Origin of the sequence: Chromobacterium sp. Panama (assembly GCF_003052555.1) — a bacterium.
GTDB lineage: Bacteria > Pseudomonadota > Gammaproteobacteria > Burkholderiales > Chromobacteriaceae > Chromobacterium.
The window spans coordinates 3,165,867-3,182,607 of the sequence record NZ_QARX01000001.1 but is presented as its reverse complement, the minus strand read 5'-3'; the positions used below and the strand labels follow the sequence as shown (position 1 = coordinate 3,182,607).

The 16,741-nt window shown below is 65.7% G+C and carries 17 protein-coding genes and 1 pseudogene; 6 read left to right on the top strand and 12 right to left on the bottom strand.

The features are described from left to right. Positions 1–71 precede the first annotated feature (71 nt). The gene (locus tag DB032_RS14410; RefSeq protein ID WP_107800090.1) at positions 72–2,384 is read left to right on the top strand and encodes a Tex family protein; all 2,313 of its coding nucleotides are present in this window, start codon (positions 72–74) and stop codon (positions 2,382–2,384) included. Positions 2,385–2,426: 42 nt separating this feature from the next. On the opposite strand, the gene DB032_RS14405 is transcribed toward DB032_RS14410, so the two are convergent. Continuing rightward, the gene (locus DB032_RS14405; protein WP_227104270.1) at positions 2,427–2,909 is read right to left on the bottom strand and encodes an Lrp/AsnC family transcriptional regulator; all 483 of its coding nucleotides are present in this window, start codon (positions 2,907–2,909) and stop codon (positions 2,427–2,429) included. A 131-nt stretch (positions 2,910–3,040) separates the two neighbouring features. Here DB032_RS14405 and phhA point away from each other — a divergent pair, with 131 nt between their 5' ends. The 4 genes from phhA to DB032_RS14385 all read left to right on the top strand — a co-directional run bounded on the left by phhA (position 3,041) and on the right by DB032_RS14385 (position 7,879). Next, positions 3,041–3,934 (top strand): phenylalanine 4-monooxygenase, encoded by an 894-nt coding sequence (phhA, locus tag DB032_RS14400; RefSeq protein WP_107800089.1) that lies wholly within the window; start codon positions 3,041–3,043, stop codon positions 3,932–3,934. 167 nt (positions 3,935–4,101) lie between these two features. Further along, the gene (locus DB032_RS14395) at positions 4,102–5,094 is read left to right on the top strand and encodes an extracellular solute-binding protein (RefSeq protein WP_107800088.1); all 993 of its coding nucleotides are present in this window, start codon (positions 4,102–4,104) and stop codon (positions 5,092–5,094) included. Between the two features lie 108 nt (positions 5,095–5,202). Continuing rightward, positions 5,203–6,813 carry an iron ABC transporter permease gene (locus DB032_RS14390; protein ID WP_107800087.1) on the top strand — a complete coding sequence of 537 codons (1,611 nt, stop codon included), beginning with the start codon at positions 5,203–5,205 and terminating at the stop codon, positions 6,811–6,813. A gap of 1 nt (position 6,814) precedes the next feature. After that, positions 6,815–7,879, top strand: a complete 1,065-nt coding sequence (locus DB032_RS14385) for an ABC transporter ATP-binding protein (protein WP_227104266.1) — start codon at positions 6,815–6,817, stop codon at positions 7,877–7,879. A gap of 146 nt (positions 7,880–8,025) precedes the next feature. Here the strand turns inward: DB032_RS14385 and DB032_RS14380 are convergent, their stop codons facing one another. From DB032_RS14380 to queC, 11 genes and pseudogenes are all read right to left on the bottom strand, one after another. Further along, the gene (locus DB032_RS14380) at positions 8,026–8,538 is read right to left on the bottom strand and encodes a hypothetical protein (RefSeq protein WP_107800086.1); all 513 of its coding nucleotides are present in this window, start codon (positions 8,536–8,538) and stop codon (positions 8,026–8,028) included. 25 nt (positions 8,539–8,563) lie between these two features. Next, entirely contained in the window at positions 8,564–9,412 is an 849-nt protein-coding gene (serB, locus tag DB032_RS14375) for a phosphoserine phosphatase SerB (RefSeq protein WP_107801900.1), read from the bottom strand. A 60-nt stretch (positions 9,413–9,472) separates the two neighbouring features. Next, positions 9,473–9,943: a DoxX family membrane protein gene (locus DB032_RS14370; RefSeq protein WP_107800085.1), complete on the bottom strand. Its 471-nt coding sequence runs from the start codon at positions 9,941–9,943 to the stop codon at positions 9,473–9,475. 121 nt (positions 9,944–10,064) lie between these two features. After that, positions 10,065–10,814, bottom strand: a complete 750-nt coding sequence (locus DB032_RS14365; RefSeq protein ID WP_107800084.1) for a DNA-binding domain-containing protein — start codon at positions 10,812–10,814, stop codon at positions 10,065–10,067. Next, on the bottom strand, positions 10,801–11,628 hold the full coding sequence (locus DB032_RS14360; protein ID WP_233246718.1) for a DUF692 domain-containing protein: 828 nt from the start codon (positions 11,626–11,628) through the stop codon (positions 10,801–10,803). The genes DB032_RS14365 and DB032_RS14360 overlap by 14 nt, the downstream gene beginning before the upstream one ends. A 46-nt stretch (positions 11,629–11,674) precedes the next feature. Then, entirely contained in the window at positions 11,675–11,950 is a 276-nt protein-coding gene (locus DB032_RS14355) for a DUF2282 domain-containing protein (RefSeq protein ID WP_107800083.1), read from the bottom strand. A 163-nt stretch (positions 11,951–12,113) separates the two neighbouring features. Next, a complete protein-coding gene (locus DB032_RS14350; RefSeq protein WP_107800082.1) occupies positions 12,114–12,374 on the bottom strand; it encodes a DUF2282 domain-containing protein in 261 nt (86 codons plus the stop codon). Positions 12,375–12,667: 293 nt separating this feature from the next. Further along, complete coding sequence (queE, locus tag DB032_RS14345) at positions 12,668–13,303, bottom strand: 7-carboxy-7-deazaguanine synthase (RefSeq protein ID WP_233246717.1); 636 nt, start codon at positions 13,301–13,303, stop codon at positions 12,668–12,670. 185 nt (positions 13,304–13,488) lie between these two features. After that, entirely contained in the window at positions 13,489–13,932 is a 444-nt protein-coding gene (locus DB032_RS24825; RefSeq protein ID WP_370445217.1) for a 6-pyruvoyl tetrahydropterin synthase family protein, read from the bottom strand. Continuing rightward, a pseudogene (locus tag DB032_RS24820) lies at positions 13,921–14,175 on the bottom strand (6-pyruvoyl tetrahydropterin synthase family protein); the annotation flags it as partial. The pseudogene DB032_RS24820 and the gene DB032_RS24825, both read right to left, overlap by 12 nt. Positions 14,176–14,509: 334 nt before the next feature. Beyond that, the gene (queC, locus tag DB032_RS14335) at positions 14,510–15,208 is read right to left on the bottom strand and encodes a 7-cyano-7-deazaguanine synthase QueC (RefSeq protein WP_107800079.1); all 699 of its coding nucleotides are present in this window, start codon (positions 15,206–15,208) and stop codon (positions 14,510–14,512) included. A 362-nt stretch (positions 15,209–15,570) separates the two neighbouring features. On the opposite strand from queC, the gene DB032_RS14330 reads away from it, so the two are divergent. After that, the gene (locus tag DB032_RS14330) at positions 15,571–16,683 is read left to right on the top strand and encodes a M35 family metallo-endopeptidase (RefSeq protein ID WP_107800078.1); all 1,113 of its coding nucleotides are present in this window, start codon (positions 15,571–15,573) and stop codon (positions 16,681–16,683) included. Positions 16,684–16,741: the final 58 nt, after the last annotated feature.

The window sequence follows — 16,741 nt, the reverse complement described above, 5'->3', positions numbered from 1 at the left end:
CGTCCCGGTTGATTTTGTCGGCAATGGCGGTAGAGTAGCGGTTTTTGTTCAACTCGAAAGAATAAAAACCGATGTTGAAAAGCATTTCCCATCGTCTGGCGGCGGAACTCTCCGTCCGCGAGGCGCAAGTGGCCGCCACCATCGAACTGATAGACGGCGGCGCCACCGTTCCCTTCATCGCCCGTTACCGCAAGGAAGTCACCGGCGGTCTGGACGACACCCAGCTTCGCACTCTGGCCGAGCGCCTGGTGTATCTGCGCGAACTGGACGAGCGCCGCGTCAGCATCCTCGGCAGCATTTCCGAGCAAGGCAAGCTGAGCCCCGAACTGGAGGCCGCGCTCTACGCCGCCGACAACAAGACCACGCTGGAAGACCTTTACCTCCCCTACAAACCCAAGCGCCGCACCAAGGCGCAGATCGCGCGCGAAGCCGGGCTGGAGCCCTTGGCCGACGGCCTGCTGTCCGATCCTAGCCAGGACCCCAACGCCGCCGCGGCCGCCTATGTCAACGCCGAAGCCGGCGTGGCCGACGCCAAGGCGGCGCTGGACGGCGCGCGCGCCATCCTGATCGAGCGCTTCGCCGAGGACGCCGAACTCTTGGGGCGGTTGCGCGAAAAACTGTGGAGCGAGGGCGAGCTGGCCGGCCAGGTGGTGGCCGGCAAGGAGCACGAGGGCGCCAAGTTCTCCGATTATTTCCAGCACCGCGAAGCCATCCGCGCCACCCCCTCGCACCGCGCGCTGGCGCTATTGCGCGGCCGCAACGAGGGCGTGCTCAGCCTGACGCTGAAGTATCAGCCGGACGAGACGCCGATCACCGAGCGCTCCGCCTATGAGCAGTTGATCGCCGCGCGCTTCGGCGTGAGCGACGCCGGCCGCCCGGCCGACAAATGGCTGCTGGACGGCGTGCGCCTGTGCTGGCGCGCCAAGATATTCCTGTCGCTGGAACTGGAACTGGTGTCGCGGCTCAAGGACGCCGCCGACGCCGAGGCGATCAAGGTGTTCGCCGACAATCTGCACGACCTCTTGCTGGCGGCGCCGGCCGGCCGGCGCGCCACCCTGGGCCTGGACCCGGGCTTGCGTACCGGCTGCAAGGTGGCGGTGGTGGACGACACCGGCAAGCTGCTGGACACCGCCACCATCTATCCGCACGAGCCGCGCCGCGACTGGGACCGCTCGCTGGCGGTGCTGGGCGCCTTGTGCGCGCGTCACCGCGTGGATCTGATCGCCATCGGCAACGGCACCGCCAGCCGCGAAACCGACAAGCTGGCGCAGGAACTGATCCGCGCCTATCCGCAGCTGGGCATGACCAAGATCGTGGTGTCCGAGGCCGGCGCCTCGGTGTATTCGGCCTCGGAGCTGGCGGCGCGGGAATTCCCGGATCTGGATGTGTCGCTGCGCGGCGCGGTGTCCATCGCCCGCCGCTTGCAGGACCCGCTGGCGGAGCTGGTCAAGATCGACCCCAAGTCCATCGGCGTCGGCCAGTACCAACACGACGTCAACCAGAGCCAGCTGGCGCGCGCGCTGGACGCGGTGGTGGAGGATTGCGTCAACGCCGTCGGCGTCGACGTCAACACCGCCTCGGCGCCGCTGCTGACCCGCATCTCCGGCCTCAACGCCACGCTGGCGGCCAATATCGTGTCCTACCGCGATCAGAACGGCGCTTTCCGCAACCGCAGGCAATTGCTGAAAGTGCCGCGGCTGGGCGACAAAACCTTCGAACAGGCGGCCGGCTTCCTGCGCATCCGCGACGGCGACAACCCGCTGGACGGCTCCGCCGTGCATCCGGAAGCCTATCCGGTGGTGGAGCAGATTGTGCTCAAGACCGGCCGCGAGATGAAGTCGCTGCTGGGCGATTCCGGTTTCCTGAAAACGGTGAAGGCGGTGGATTACACCGACGAACGCTTCGGCCTGCCCACGGTGATGGATATTCTGCGCGAGCTGGACAAGCCGGGCCGCGACCCGCGTCCGGAGTTCAAGACCGCCACCTTCCAGGACGGCGTCGAGGACATCAAGGACTTGCAGCCGGGCATGGTCTTGGAGGGGGTGGTCACCAATGTCGCCAACTTCGGCGCCTTCGTCGACATCGGCGTGCACCAGGACGGCCTGGTTCACATCTCCGCCTTGTCCAACAAGTTTGTCGACGACCCGCGCAAAGTGGTCAAGGCCGGCGACGTGGTCAAGGTCAAGGTGATGGAAGTGGACGCGGCGCGCAAGCGCATCGCGCTGACCATGCGGCTGGACGACGCGCCGGGCGCCGGCAACAGCCGCGGCCCGCGCAACGACGGCCCGCGCGCTCAGGACCGGCGTGGCGGCGATCGTCAGCGCGGCCAGCAGCCGGCCGGCGACACCGCGATGGCGGCGGCGTTCGCCAAGCTCAAGCGCTGAGGGGGCTGAAGTCAAAAACGGCGGGGATATTCCCGCCGTTTTTCATTCCGGCACCGAGGACAGCGGCAGCTTCATCGTCTGTTTGATCGCGTTCAAGGCGATGGTGGATTTGACGCTGCGCACCAGCGACAGCCGCATCAGCCGGTTCATCACGAAGGTGGACAGCGAGGGCAGGTCCGGCACCACGATGCGCAGCAGATAGTCCGCCTCGCCGGCGGCGGCGTAGCATTCCAGCACTTCCGGCAGTTCGTTGATGGCCTGGGCGAATTCCTGCAAGGCGCTTTCGCTGTGGCGCTCCAGGCTGACGTGGGCGAAAGCCATCACCGACAAGCCCACCTGTTCCGGCTTCAGCGCCACCTGATAGCCCTGGATCACGCCGCTTTCCTCCATGCGCTGGATGCGGCGGCCGATCTGGGACGCGGACAAAGCCACTTGCTGCGCCAGTTTCTGATGGGTGACGCGGGCGTCGTGCTGCAACGCGTCCAGGATCTGGTAATCGAAGCGGTCCAATTCAATTTTGCGCATAGTGAGCATTTCATGGCGGTTATATGCGGCAAGTGTGCAAAAAAAATCGCATACAGGCAAATTTTGCGGTCTTCCCGCATCGCTCCGGGCCTAAAATAGAGTTATCCACCTAAATATCCGGACCCACCGCCATGAACGACCGAGCCGATTTCGTCGTGCCCGACATCACCACGCGCAAGAACGTCGGACTCAGCCACGACAGCGCGGACTTCACCCTGCCGCAACCGCTGGAGCGCTACACCGCCGCCGACCACGCCACCTGGGCCACGCTGTACCGCCGCCAGAGCGAGATGCTGCCGGGCCGCGCCTGCGACGAATTCCTGGAAGGCCTGGAGCGCCTGGGCGTGGACGCGGACCGGGTGCCGGACTTCGCCAAGCTGAATGAACAACTGATGGCCGCCACCGGCTGGCGGATCGTCGCGGTGCCGGGCCTGATTCCGGACGACGTGTTCTTCGAGCATCTGGCCAACCGCCGCTTCCCGGTCACCTGGTGGCTGCGCGAGCCGCATCAGCTGGATTATCTGCAAGAACCCGATGTGTTCCATGATTTGTTCGGCCATGTGCCGCTGTTGATCAATCCGGTGTTCGCCGACTACCTGGAGGCTTACGGCAAGGGCGGGATGAAGGCCAAGGCCTTGGGCGTCTTGCCGATGCTGGCGCGCTTGTACTGGTACACGGTGGAGTTCGGCCTGATCAACACGCCCAAGGGCATGCGCATCTACGGCGCGGGCATCGTGTCCAGCAAGGGCGAATCGGTGTACTGCCTGGACAGCGCCAGCCCCAACCGCGTCGGCTTCGATCTGGAACGCATCATGCGCACCCGCTACCGCATCGACACTTTCCAGAAAACCTATTTCGTCATCGACAGCTTCCAGCAGTTGTTCGACGCCACCGCGCCGGACTTCGCGCCCATCTACGCGCGGCTGGCGGCGGAACCGACGCTGGGCGCCGGCGACGTGGCCCCGGCAGACAAGGTGTTCAACATTGGCGACCGCAGCGGCTGGGGCGATTCCGAGGATGTGTGAAGCCCGGCCGTGATGGCTGGCAAGCTTGGGATAGACCCGCCGTGGCGGGTCTTTTTATTTGTTTCGATTAAAACGGAATCGGTGGTGTTTACTAGATTGATAAGCATTCTCATTTTTGTTAGATTGAGGCTCCGATTCCTATCGCTCAACCCAACAGGGGACACACCTTGAAAACGCACCTGATGCTTGCCGCCGTCCTGGCGGGTTTCGCCGGCCACGCCATGGCGGAAGACGTAGTGGTTTACAGCGCTCGCGCCGAGCAACTGCTCAAGCCCATCATCGAGGTTTACAAGAAGGAAACCGGCGTCAACATCAAGCTGGTGTCGGACAAGGAAGGTCCGCTGATGGAGCGCCTGCGCGCCGAGGGCAGCAACAGCCCGGCCGATCTGCTGCTGACCGTGGACGCCGGCAATCTGTGGCAGGCCGCCAAGATGGGTCTGTTCAAGCCGGTGAAGTCGCCCTTGCTGGACGCCAACATTCCGTCCTATCTGCGCGATCCGGGCCATGAGTGGTACGGCCTGTCCATCCGCGCGCGCACTATTTTCTACAACACCCAGAAAGTGAAGCCGGGCCAGCTGTCCAGCTACGCCGACCTGGCCGACCCCAAGTGGAAGGGCAAGTTGTGCCTGCGCACGTCCAAGAAAGTCTACAACCAGTCGCTGGTGGCGATGATGTTGTCCGATCTGGGCCCGGTGAAGACCGAGAAAGTGGTCAAGGGCTGGGTGGATAATCTGGCCACCCGCGAATTCCCGGACGACACCAAGATGCTGGAGGCCATCGCCGCCGGCCAGTGCGAAGTGGGCATCGCCAACACCTATTACTACGGCCGCCTGATGGAAAAATCGCCGAATCTGCCGGTAGGCATCTTCTGGGCCGACCAGGCGGGCAAAGGCACCCATGTGAACGTTTCGGGCGCCGGCGTGGTCAAGTACGCCAAGAACGAAAAGGGCGCGCTGAAGTTCCTGGAGTGGCTGTCCAGCGCCAAGGCGCAGAATATGTTCGCCGACGTGAACATGGAGTTCCCGGTCAACCCCAAGGTCAAGCCTGACGCGCGCGTGGCCGCCTGGGGCGACTTCAAGCACAGCTACATCAATGTCGCCAACGCCGGTTCGCGCCAGGCGGAAGCGGTGAAGCTGATGGACCGCGTCGGCTACAAATAAGCCGCGGCGGGCAGCCAGTCCGCATTTATTTACAGCCTGTCGGGCACCAAAGCCCCGGCAGGCTGTCTTTGCTTGTTTCCCTGCGTTTTTGACATGGTTTCTCCGCCGATGATCCGTTCTCTGTCGCCTTGGCGCGGCCTGGCCTTTGGCGTCAGCCTGCTGACCGTCGCGCCCTTGCTGGTGATTTTATGGTCGCTGCTGGCGCCGGATTGGGAGGTGTGGCGGCATTTGTACGATTACACGCTGCCGGAGCTGCTGCTCAACACCGTGTATCTGATAGGCGGCGTCGGCGCCGGCGTGCTGCTGTTGGGCGTGCCGCTGGCCTGGCTGACCGCGGTGCATGATTTCCCCGGCCGCCGTTTCTTCCACTGGGCGCTGATGCTGCCGCTGGCGATGCCGGCCTATGTGCTGGCGTTTTCGCAATTGGGCCTGTTCGATTTCACCGGGCCTTTGCAGACTTGGCTGCGCGAGCGTTTCGGCGATTCGTCCTGGGTGCCCAATATCCGTTCCACGCCGGGCGTGATCCTGGTGATGTCGCTGGCCTTCTACCCCTATGTCTATCTGTTGGCGCGCAACGCCTTCACCACCATGGGCCGGCGCGCGCTGGAGGTGGGGCAGTCGCTGGGCCTGTCGCGCTGGCAGGGCTTCCGCCGCGTGGCGCTGCCGATGGCGCGGCCGTGGATCGCCGGCGGCCTGATGCTGGCGTTGATGGAAACGCTGGCGGATTTCGGTACCGTGGCCATTTTCAATTTCGACGCCTTCACCTCGGCCATCTACAAGGCCTGGTTCAGCCTGTTCTCCTTGCCGGCGGCCAAGCAACTGGCGTCCTTGCTGGTGTTGATGGTGCTGTTGCTGCTGTGGCTGGAGCAGCGTTCGCGCGGCCGCCGCGCCTATACCCAGGCCGGCAAGGCGGCGCCGCAGCCGCGCTTGCGGCTGGAAGGCGCGGCCGGCTGGCTGGCTGCCGCCGCCTGCTCGCTGGTGCTGGCGCTGGCCTTCGTCTTGCCCTTCGGCCAGCTGCTGGTCTGGGCCGGCGCCCACCTGGCCGAGGACCTGGACGCGGATTTCCTCGGCCACGTGGCCAACTCGCTGCTGCTGGCCTCGCTGGCCGCGGTTCTGGTGGCCATGATCGCCTTATTGCTCAGTTACGCGGCGCGGCGCGATCCTACGCGCTGGACCCGCTTGTGGAGCCGGCTGGCGACCCTGGGCTACGCGGTGCCGGGCACGGTGCTGGCGGTGGGGGTGTTCGTGCCGGTGGCCTGGTTCGACAATCTGTTGCTGGACTGGCTGCGCCCCTGGCTGGCGGCGGACGCCAGCGCGGTGATCAAGGGCACGTTGCTGGTGCTGATGCTGGCCTATGTGGCGCGCTTCCTGGCCGTGGGGCATTCCGCGGTGGACGCGGCCATGCACCGCATCAGCCGCAGCCAGGAGGAGGCGGCGCGCAATATGGGCTACAGCGGCTTGCGCCTGCTGGCGCGCCTGCATCTGCCGCTGCTGCGCGGCGGCCTGTTCACCGCGGCGCTGATGGTGTTCGTCGACGTGATGAAGGAGATGCCGATCACGCTGATGACCCGGCCTTACGGCTGGGACACGCTGGCGGTGAGAATTTTCAATTTGACCACCGAGGGCGAATGGGAGCGCGCGGCCTTGCCGGCGGTGGCCATCGTGCTGGCCGGCCTGTTGCCGGTATGGGTGCTGTCGCGGCAGAAGGATGCGGCCTGAGATGAAGCGTATGGATATGCAAGCGTTGCTGGAGTTCGATCTGGTCAGCCAGAAGTACGGCGAGACCCGCGTGGTCGACAATATGAGTTTCGAATTGCGGGCGGGCGAAATCGCCTGCCTGTTGGGCAGTTCCGGCTGCGGCAAAACCACGGTACTGCGCTGCATTGCCGGTTTCGAGGGCCTGCTGGGCGGCGAGATCCGCCTCAACGGCCAGGTGATCAGCTCCATCCGCGAGCAGGTGCCGGCGCATCAACGCCGCATTGGCATGGTGTTTCAGGACTACGCCTTGTTCCCGCATCTGACCGTGGCCGGCAACGTCGGCTTCGGTCTGGACGCCTTGCCCAAGGCCCAGCGCGCGGCGCGGGTGCTGGAGGTGCTGGAGGTGGTGGGCCTGGCGGAGTGGGCGCGGCGTTACCCGCACGAGCTGTCCGGCGGCCAGCAGCAGCGGGTGGCGCTGGCGCGGGCTCTGGCGCCGAGGCCCAGCCTGCTGCTGCTGGACGAGCCCTTTTCCAATCTGGACGTGGACCTGCGCGAGCGCTTGTCGCGCGAGGTGCGCGACATACTGAAAAGCCAGGGCGCCACCGCCATCATGGTGACCCATGATCAGCACGAGGCCTTCGCCATCGCCGACCGCGTCGGAGTGATGCAGCAGGGCCGGCTATTGCAGTGGGACACGCCGTACCGGCTGTACCACGAGCCGGCCACCCGCTACGTCGCCGACTTCATCGGCCAGGGCGTGTTCCTGGCCGGCAAGGTGACCGGGCCGCGTTGCGTGGCGTTGGAGATAGGCGAGTTCTGCGGCATCGTGCCCTTGCAGTTCGAGACCGGGGACGAGGTGGACGTGCTGGTGCGGCCCGACGATGTGCAGCACGACGACGCCAGTCCGACGCGGGCCTTGGTCTGCGCCAAGGTGTTCCGCGGCGCGGAGTTCCATTACACGCTGGCGCTGCCTTCCGGCCAGCGGGTGCTGGCCCAGGTGCCCAGTCATCACGACCACGCGGTGGGGGAGGCGATAGGCATCCGGCTGGAGCTGGATCATTTGATCGCCTTTCCGCGCGAGGGCTAAGAACCTGTTTACGATCTGCTGCGCGTCGGTAGAGACATTGTGCGATGAGTGCCCGCTTCGAAATGCTCATGTACCGTGTGTACATTCCGCTTTCTCAGCCGTTTTCGCCTTGTCTCGCCTTGTCTCGCGAGATCGTGAACACGCTCTTAGCGTTCCAGTATCGCCTTGCGATGGCGGCGGAACACCCATTTCTCCCACAGCAGGCGAGTGGTTTCGTCGAAGGCGCCGGCGATGTCGGCGCGGATCAGGTAATTGCCGTTTTCGCCCGGCGTCACCGTGTTGATGCGGGCGGCGAGGAAGAGCAGCAGCGCGGAATCGGGATTGGGGCATAGCGCCACCAGCACCGGCTCGCTGCCGTGGTTGGCGTGCTCGGAGATCCAGGCGATGCTGTCCAGGCCCAGCCGGCACGGCGTCAGCGGCGGGCGCTCCGGGTGGCGGGACAGCAGCGACACTTCCAGCGCCAGGTCCAGCTTGGCCTCCAGCCTGACCAGCATCGGATCGGCCTCGGGCAGGGTTTCGGTGGGCGCGGCCAGCACCCGCAGCGCCAGTCGGGTTTCGCGTTCCTGGCGCGCCGGGCAGATCCCGCCCGGCAAGGGCTGGACCGAGAACGGCAGTTCGGCGTCGAAACTGGCGCTGCCCAGTTCGGGAAATAAGCTCATCGGTCGGCTCCCGCGGCGTGGCCGTTCAGTGATACAGGTTCAGGATGCGGTCCAGGCCGCCGTGGTTGACGGCGATGTCGGCCTGGGCGCGCACCACCGGCTTGGCGTGCACGGCGATGCCGACGCCGGCTTCGGCCAGCATCTGCAAGTCGTTGGCGCCGTCGCCCATCGCCAGCACCTGTTCCGGTTTCAGTCCCAGCGCCTCGCGCTGCTGGATCAGCAAGCGCTTCTTGGCGGCGGCGTCGACGATGGGGCCGCGCACCCGGCCGGTCAAGACGCCGTTTTCCACTTCCAACTGATTGGCGAAGGCGAAGTCCAGGCCCAGCTCGGCTTTCAGTCTGTCGGTGAAGAAGGTGAAGCCGCCGGACACCAGCATGAATTTGACGCCGTGGCGCTTGCAGGCGGCCAGCAAGGCCTCGGCGCCCGGCATCAGCCTGACTCTTTCACGATAGACCTGTTCCAGCGCGCTTTCCGGCAGCCCGCGCAGCAGCGCCACCCGCTCCGTCAGCGAGGCGGCGAAGTCCAGTTCGCCATGCATCGAGCGCTCGGTGATGGCCGCCACCTGAGGCTTGAGGCCGTTCATGTCGGCGATTTCGTCTATGCATTCGATGGTGATCAGCGTGGAGTCCATATCCGACACCAGCAGGCCGAAGTCGGCGAAGCTGCGGCCGGCTTCGACATAGGCGCCGTCGTAGCCCCATTGCTCGCACAAGGCCAGCGCCGCGGTCCGTTGCGCCGGCGCCGCGCCGCGCAGGCGCGCCACGTTTGGACTGGGATGGTCCATATGGGTGGCCTCGGCGAGGTGGGCCAGTTCATGCAGATGATGCGGGTCCAGCGCGTCGGCTTGGATCACCAGGGTGTAGGCGAGGCTCATGGCGTGGCGGGTCAATGCGTGTCGGAACGGGCATTATGCCACGCCGCGCCGGCCGCCGGTTCAGTCCCGCGCCGCATGGCACCGGCTCCAGCGCCGCAGCGGCGCGTCCAGGGACAGCAGGCCGGGGCCGAAGGCGAACACGGCGGCGATCAGCATGCCCCAGTAGTAATGGAATTCGCGGGTGGCCTCGGTCAGCCCCGGATAGCTGATCACCGCCACCGCGTTGAGGATGAACAGGCCGGCGGCGGCGAAGCGCGCGCCCAGGCCCAGCGCCAGCAGCGCGGATAACCCCAGTTCGCCGGCCGTGGCCAAGGCCGCGGCGATGGCGGGCGGCAGCAGCGGCACGTGGTATTCCTCGGTGAACAACAGGATGGTGGTGTCCCAGTCGTCTATCTTGGTCAGGCCGGATTTGAAGAACACATTGGCGATCCACAGCCGGAACAGCAGCAAGAGCAGCGGTTGCAGCAGATCGCCGCCGCGGATCAGCCAGCGGTAAGGCGCGTTGAGGCGGGAGCAGGTCAAGGGGTTCATGGCGGGTGTCTCCTGTGTGTTGAGTATGGTTCAGCGGCGGCGGATGGCAAACCGCGGGCGTGCGTTCCCCCTCCATGCCCGCAAGCTTGGATGAGATTCCGCACTCAGGGTTTAAGCGTGTTTACAGCGTGACGTCTTGAATCAGGCGCTGCTGGAACAGCCGCAGCAGGCCGGCCTGCAGGTCGAAGTCCGCTTCGGCGGCCAGCGCCTGTTCCACCGCGGCTTCCAGCGTCGCGCCGTCGCGGAAGGCTTGCAGCAGCGCGGCCAGGCCGGGCCCGACGATGTCGACCTGAACCCGGCCCTGGAGGCGGTAGACCAGCGTCGCCTCCGGCTGTCGGTGCAGATCCACGTCCAGCTCCACCGGTTGGCGTTGATGGGCCAGCCAGATCGACGCCGCCGGCCAGGGGCTGAGCAGGGCGGCGACGTCGGGCAGCGGCCGCAGCCTGAGTTCGCCCCAGCGTTGCTGCGGGAAGGCGGCCAGCGCGGCGCTGTCGGCCGGCGCGGCGTCGGCGGCGTAGTAGGCGCGGTGGACCCGCCATTCCAGCCGCGCGACGTCCGCCAGATAGGGTAGTTCGCGCGCGTGTTCGAAGCCGGCGATGAAGTCGCCGAAACCGGCGCCGTACAGGTGCAGATTGCCGCTGAGCGACGGGTGGCCGCCGATGAAGACGCGGGCCAGGCCGGTGAAGAAGTCCTCGCCCACCAGTTGGCGGCAGACCGGGTAGATGAAGGCCAGGGTGTCGATCAGCCCCACCCGGTAATTGTTGCGGTAGACCGCGAGGCCGGCCGGGTTCAGCGCCAGCGCCGCTTCCGCCGCGCGCGCCGGATCGGCGATCTGTTCCAGCAGTTCTGCCTGCCAATCAAACCCGTTCATACGCGGCCTCCAGGATGGCCTGGGCCTTGGCGGCCTCGCCGCGCAAGGTGGCCAGCGGCGGAATCTCCAGATCCCATTCGATCAAGGTGGGCCGCGGGCCCAGCCGGGCGATGGCTTCGCGGTACAGCTGCCAGACGCCGTCGTGCACCGGCTGGCTGTGGGTGTCCACCAGCATGCCCTCGCGTTCGCTGTAGCCGGCCAGGTGGATCTCGCCTATCGCCTCCGGCGGCAGCGCGTCCAGCACCGCGTCGGTGTCCACGCCCAGATTGACGCGGTTGACGTAGAGATTATTGATGTCCAGCAGGATGCCGCAGCCGGTGCGGCGCACCAGTTCGGCCAGGAATTCGCCCTCGTGCATCTCGTTGCCGGGGAACTCCAGATAGCTGGACAGGTTTTCCAGCAGAATGACTCGGCCCAGCGCGTCCTGGGTTTCCGCGACGTGGCCGGCGATCACCGCCAGCGATTCGCGGGTATAGGGAATGGGCAGCAGATCGTTGACGAAGCGGCGTTCGGAGTGGTTGAAGGACAGGTGTTCCGACACTGCGGCCGGCTGTACGGCGTCCACCAGCCGCTTGAGCGAGGCCAGATGGGCCGGGTCCGGGCGCGCGGCCGAGCCCAGGCCCAGGCCGACGCCGTGCAGCGACAGCGGCCAACAGGCGGCCACTTCGCGCAGCATGCTCCAGGGCATGCCGCCGTCGAAGAAGTTCTCGCTGTGCACTTCCACCCAGCCCAGGTCCGGGCGGCTGTCCAGCGCTTCGCGGTAATGCGGGGCGCGCAGGCCGACGCCGCACACCGCGGGAAGCTTGGTTTCCATCATCATTCACCTCGGGTCGCCCGTCCGGGCGGGCCCGGCGGCGCGATTAGGATTGCTTCGGCGGCGGCGTGGTGCGGCCGCCCAGGCCCTCGCATGTGCCCTTGGGCACGTTGTGCCACTCGTTGGGATCGTTGTCCACCTTGGCTTCGCCGGCGCAGTAGTGGGCGCCGTCGGCGGACGCGCAGTCGTTCTTGCCGGCCGGGGTGACGCCGTAGCATTTTTCCTTGGGCTGAGGCGGATCTTCGGCCTGAGCCGAGGCGGCGACGCCCAGCGCGATGACGGCGCCGACGGCGGAAGCGAGCAGTTTGCGAGCGGTGTTCATGTCAGTCTCCTGTGAGGTGGGTGCGGGCCGGTTTGTGAGCGGACTCCAAGACCGGCGTTTGGCAAACCTCGCTGAGACTACATGGATTTGAAATTCGTTCTTTCAGATTTCGTTCAGATTCCGGCCGGTGCGCGACAAGGGCCGCGCTCCGGCCGGGTCCGGCTTACTTCTTGGGAGCGGTGCTGCCGCCCATTTTCTCGCAGCTGCCCTTGGCCACGTATTTCCAGTCGCCCGGGTCCTTGTCCGTCTTGGCCTGGCCGGCGCAGGAGTGGGCGCCGGTGGCGGACGCGCAGTCGTTCTTGCCTGCCTGGGCGATGCCGTAGCACTTTTCCTTGTCGGCGGCGGCCGCCGGAGCGGATGCCAGCGCGCCGATGGCGACGACGGCGCCGAGAGCGGATGCGATCAGGGTTTTGCTGGTACTCATGGTGGTTCTCCTGTTTAACGGCCTGTGGCCGAAACTTGATGGTGCGGATTATAAACGAGCCCGCGTTTCCCGCCCTTGCTTTCACCGGGTCGGACATGGATTGAGTCGGGGGCCTTGCCGGCTTCTTACACTGTAGATGCGATTTTTTGATTCACCGCGCCGCCTGGCCGCCCTTCTTGCCGGTAAGTCGGCGTCAAGGCGGTTCCATTACGGCGGAACGCGATTTTTTTTGCGGGGGGAGCGAAGGGGCGAGGGAGGCGGATAAGGATTGGGCCCCGAAGGGCCCGGCAAGTTCAGCGGATATTGGTAACTTTATGTGTCTGCACCGACAGCCGCCAGCGCGGATGGGCCATGCAGTAGGCGATGGCGGCGCGGGTGTTGGCGGCGAGGTTCGGGCCGTCCATCGGTTGCAGATAGAAGGTGTCGAAGTCCAGCTGTTCGACGCTTTCCGGCGTCTGCGTCGCCTGCGGATAGACCAGCTTCAGTTCGTCGCCGCTTTGCAGCAGCAGTTCCGCGCCGGCCTTGGGGCTGACGCAGATCCAGTCCAGCCCCGGCGGCGCGGCCACGGTGCCGTTGGTTTCCACCGCCACCTCGAAGCCGAGCCGGTGCAGTTCGGCGATCAGCTCGGCGTCCAGTTGCAGCAAGGGCTCGCCGCCGGTGCACACCACATAGGGCGCGCCGCCGGCGCCGGCCGGCCATTCCGCGGCGATGCGCTCGGCCAGCGCCGCCGCGCTCTTGAATTTGCCGCCGTCCGGGCCGACGCCGACGAAGTCGGTGTCGCAGAATTGGCAGACCGCCTTGGCGCGGTCCTCCTCGCGGCCGGACCATAGATTGCAGCCGGAGAAGCGGCAGAACACCGCGGCGCGGCCGGCCTGCCGGCCTTCGCCTTGCAGCGTGTAGAAGATTTCCTTGACCGTGTAAGTCGTCACAGCGCGTTCTCTAAATGTAATGAAGGGACAGGCATAGAACGTGTTTACGATCTTGCGAGCTAAGGCGAGACAAGGCGAAAACGAGCGAAAAAGCGGAATGTACACGTGGTACATGAGCACTGAGCTTGGTTTCAACGCCCATTTCTATCCATCCCGCCGACGCGCGGCAGATCGTAAACAGGTTCTTACAGCAGGGGCCAGCGCATATCGTCGCGGAACATCAGCGACACGCCGCGCAGCTCCTGCTCCATCAGATCGATGCGCGCCAGTTCCGGCACCAGCGGCGACAGATGGGCGTGCACCCACTCCGCCACCGAGGCGCTGTCGCCGCCGCGTACGCCGCTGAGCCGGTCCAGCGGATTGTGGTCCAGCTGGCGGTAGATGGGCTTGAAGCGGTCCTTGACGTCGCCGAAGTCCAGCAGCCAGCCCATGGCCTGGTCCAGCTCGCCGCTGAGCATCAGCCGGACCAGATAGCTGTGGCCGGTGTAGGCGCCCTGGTCGTTGAAGGGCCGGGCGCTTTCAAAGCGCTGTTCCTTCCAGATGCGGAAGCGCCGGCCGTCGAACTGGCTGCCGGCGCTATGGGTTTCGCGCACCTCCACCCAGGCCAGGCCCGGCAGCGTGTCGGCCAGCCGCTGATGCAGCCATTGCGCCAGCACCTCGCTGGTGGGGTTGTCCAGGCCGGCGATGTCGTTGAGGTAGCGGTGATTGAGTTCCTGGAACAAGGGCCGCCAGGCGGCCTCCAGCCGCGGATGGCCGCTGAGCCTGGCGTCGGCGGCGAGACGCACGCCGAAACCGTGGCCGTGCAGACGGCCGCATTTATGGCCAGCCGGCACATGGGGCAGTTGATGGGCGGCCTCGAACTGAACCTGTATCCAGTTGAGCGCGAGGTCGCCGTCCAGCGTCACGCCGCGCTGCGGCGAGCTTTGCAGGCTCAGCGCCGCCGGGCAGGGCAGGGCGGCGGCGAGGTGGGCGGCCAGCGCCAGATCGTCGCATTGGCTCAGTTGGCGGTTCAGATCGGCGTAGTCCAGCGGCGCGACGGCGGCGTCCAGCGCCGCCTGCAGCCGCTCGTGGGCCGGGTATTGGGCGTCGGCGCGGGCGATGACGCGAAAGCTGTGGCCATGCGGGCGCGCGGTGAGGTCGGACGCGCCGCTCACCTGCCGGGCGGCTTCGAAGCAGGCGCCGGCGATCAGGCTGGAGGTGTGCATCTCAGTCCTCCTGGCGGGTTTGGCAGCGGACGATCAGCGGGTCGGGCACGCCGGCTTCGGCGAAACCCTTGGCGCGCAACTCGCAAGACGCGCAATGGCCGCAGGGCGGCACCTGTCCGTTATAACAGGTGTGGCTCCAGGATAATGCGTCCATCGCGCCGACTTGTTGCGCCAAAGCCACGGTTTCCGCCTTGGACAGATACATCAGCGGCGCGTGCAGCTCCACTCGGCTGTCCATGCCCAGCCGCAGCGCCACTTCCAGCGCCTTGAGGGTGTTTTCGCGGCAATCGGGATAGCCGGAATAGTCGGTCTGGGCGACGCCGGCGACCAGGTGGCGCGCGCCGCGGGTATAGGCCAGCGCGGCGGCGAAGGTCAGGAAGATCAGGTTGCGGCCGGGCACGAAGGTGTTGGGCAGCGCGTCGTCGTCGCGGGCGCCGTCTTCCGGCGCGATGTCGGCGTCGGTCAGCGCGTTGCCGCCGATGGCGGCGAAGGTGTCGATGGGCAGCACGGTCTGGCGCACGCCGGCGAGCGCGGCGATCTTGCGCGCGCAGTCCAGCTCCACGCGGTGGCGCTGGCCGTAGTCGAAGGTGACGGCTTCGACATTGTCGCGGCCGAAGGTCTGCAAGGCCCAATACAGGCAGGTGGTGGAGTCCTGGCCGCCGGAAAGGACGACCAGAGCCTTTTCAGGAGTCTGATTCATTGTGTTCGCCATTCGATAAACAGTCGAAGGTTGAGATGCGGAGCCGGGCGCGGCGCGGGCCTGCCGGCATGTCGCCTGCCTGGATCGGTCTCACCAAGCAGGGCAACCCGCTACTTTAACCTAGAACAGGCTGTTTTATGAAGCGTGCCAAAAATCAGACAGCCGCCGATTTCGTGTCGGCAAGGCCGCTTTTCTTGATTGAAATCATGTCTTCGTCATGTAATTAATGACTTTCGCATTCGAAATATGTTTGCGATCCATTTTAATAAACACGTGATGACAAAGGGGTTGGAAGGGCTGGCAACGCGCTGTCGGGCCACAAGCGCGGCAGAGGGGCCGGTGTTTCCGCCAGGAGAAGATCAATGAAAAAAGTGTTGCCGATTGCCTTGTTCGTGATGGCTTTGGGGGGCGGCTTCGCCCAGGCGCATGATCTGCAAGTGAGCGTGGCCAAGCAGCAGGCCGCGGTGGCGGCGGATCAGGACGTCGAGGTGGTGTTGAATTACCGCAATACCGGCAAGGAAACTTTGCATATCTACAAGTGGTACGTGCCGGGGCAGGATTTGCAGGAACAGATTTTCGAGGTCAGCCGCGACGGCAAGCCGGTCAGCTATCTGGGGCCGCGCTACAAGCGGGCGGTGCCCACCATCAAGGATACCGTGGCGCTGGCGCCGGGCGCTTCGCTGAGCGTCAAGGTCAAGGTGTCCGACTACTACGATATGTCGAAAAGCGGCCGTTTCGACGTGCGCTTCCAGGCGGCCAGCTCCCGCGTGCTGAACCGCGCCGCGCCGCAGCTGAACGCCAAGATCGCCTCCGGCGTGGACGCCGCCGTCGCCGCCGACGAGGTGCTGAGCTCCAATACCGCCAGCGTGTCGGTGGCCGGCCGCAGCAGCAAGCTGTTGAAGCAGTCGCTGGACGCGCAACGCGAATGGTCCATCCTCAGCCGCAAGGCGGCCGCGTCCAGCGTCACTTACGCGGCCAATTGCTCGGTGACCCAGCAAAGCCAGACCAACGGCGGCGTCAGCGCGGCCATCAATATGGCCAACGATTCGGTCAGCTATCTGTCCGGTTCTCCGTCCGGCACCCCGCGCTACACCACGTGGTTCGGCAAGTACGCGCTGGCCAACTGGAACACCGCCAAGTCCCATTACGTCAGCATCAAGGACGCGCTGGACACCAAGCCGATCAGCATCGATTGCGGTTGCACCCAGGCCGGCACTTACGCCTACGTCTATCCTGCGCAGCCGTACAAGATCTATCTGTGCGGCGCCTTCTGGAACGCGCCGACCAGCGGCACCGACTCCAAGGGCGGCACCCTGGTGCATGAGTTGTCCCACTTCACCGTGGTGGCGGGCACCGACGACCACGTTTATGGCCAGGCGGGCGCCAAGAACCTGGCGAAGACCAATCCGACCCAGGCCTTGAACAACGCCGACAACCACGAATACTTCGCCGAGAACACCCCGGCCCAGCAATAAGCTTTCTCTTGCGCAATGAGAAGCGGCCGCCCTCAGGCGGCCGTTTTCTCTTCGGCGG

Excerpts from the sequence above, each read along its gene's own strand:
- DB032_RS14410 (WP_107800090.1), top strand. The coding sequence starts at position 72 with ATGTTGAAAAGCATTTCCCATCGTCTGGCGGCGGAACTCTCCGTCCGC.
- DB032_RS14405 (WP_227104270.1), bottom strand. The coding sequence starts at position 2,909 with ATGCGCAAAATTGAATTGGACCGCTTCGATTACCAGATCCTGGACGCG.
- phhA (WP_107800089.1), top strand. The coding sequence starts at position 3,041 with ATGAACGACCGAGCCGATTTCGTCGTGCCCGACATCACCACGCGCAAG.
- DB032_RS14390 (WP_107800087.1), top strand. The coding sequence starts at position 5,203 with ATGATCCGTTCTCTGTCGCCTTGGCGCGGCCTGGCCTTTGGCGTCAGC.
- DB032_RS14385 (WP_227104266.1), top strand. The coding sequence starts at position 6,815 with ATGAAGCGTATGGATATGCAAGCGTTGCTGGAGTTCGATCTGGTCAGC.
- DB032_RS14380 (WP_107800086.1), bottom strand. The coding sequence starts at position 8,538 with ATGAGCTTATTTCCCGAACTGGGCAGCGCCAGTTTCGACGCCGAACTG.
- serB (WP_107801900.1), bottom strand. The coding sequence starts at position 9,412 with ATGAGCCTCGCCTACACCCTGGTGATCCAAGCCGACGCGCTGGACCCG.
- DB032_RS14370 (WP_107800085.1), bottom strand. The coding sequence starts at position 9,943 with ATGAACCCCTTGACCTGCTCCCGCCTCAACGCGCCTTACCGCTGGCTG.
- DB032_RS14365 (WP_107800084.1), bottom strand. The coding sequence starts at position 10,814 with ATGAACGGGTTTGATTGGCAGGCAGAACTGCTGGAACAGATCGCCGAT.
- DB032_RS14360 (WP_233246718.1), bottom strand. The coding sequence starts at position 11,628 with ATGGAAACCAAGCTTCCCGCGGTGTGCGGCGTCGGCCTGCGCGCCCCG.
- DB032_RS14355 (WP_107800083.1), bottom strand. The coding sequence starts at position 11,950 with ATGAACACCGCTCGCAAACTGCTCGCTTCCGCCGTCGGCGCCGTCATC.
- DB032_RS14350 (WP_107800082.1), bottom strand. The coding sequence starts at position 12,374 with ATGAGTACCAGCAAAACCCTGATCGCATCCGCTCTCGGCGCCGTCGTC.
- queC (WP_107800079.1), bottom strand. The coding sequence starts at position 15,208 with ATGAATCAGACTCCTGAAAAGGCTCTGGTCGTCCTTTCCGGCGGCCAG.
- DB032_RS14330 (WP_107800078.1), top strand. The coding sequence starts at position 15,571 with ATGAAAAAAGTGTTGCCGATTGCCTTGTTCGTGATGGCTTTGGGGGGC.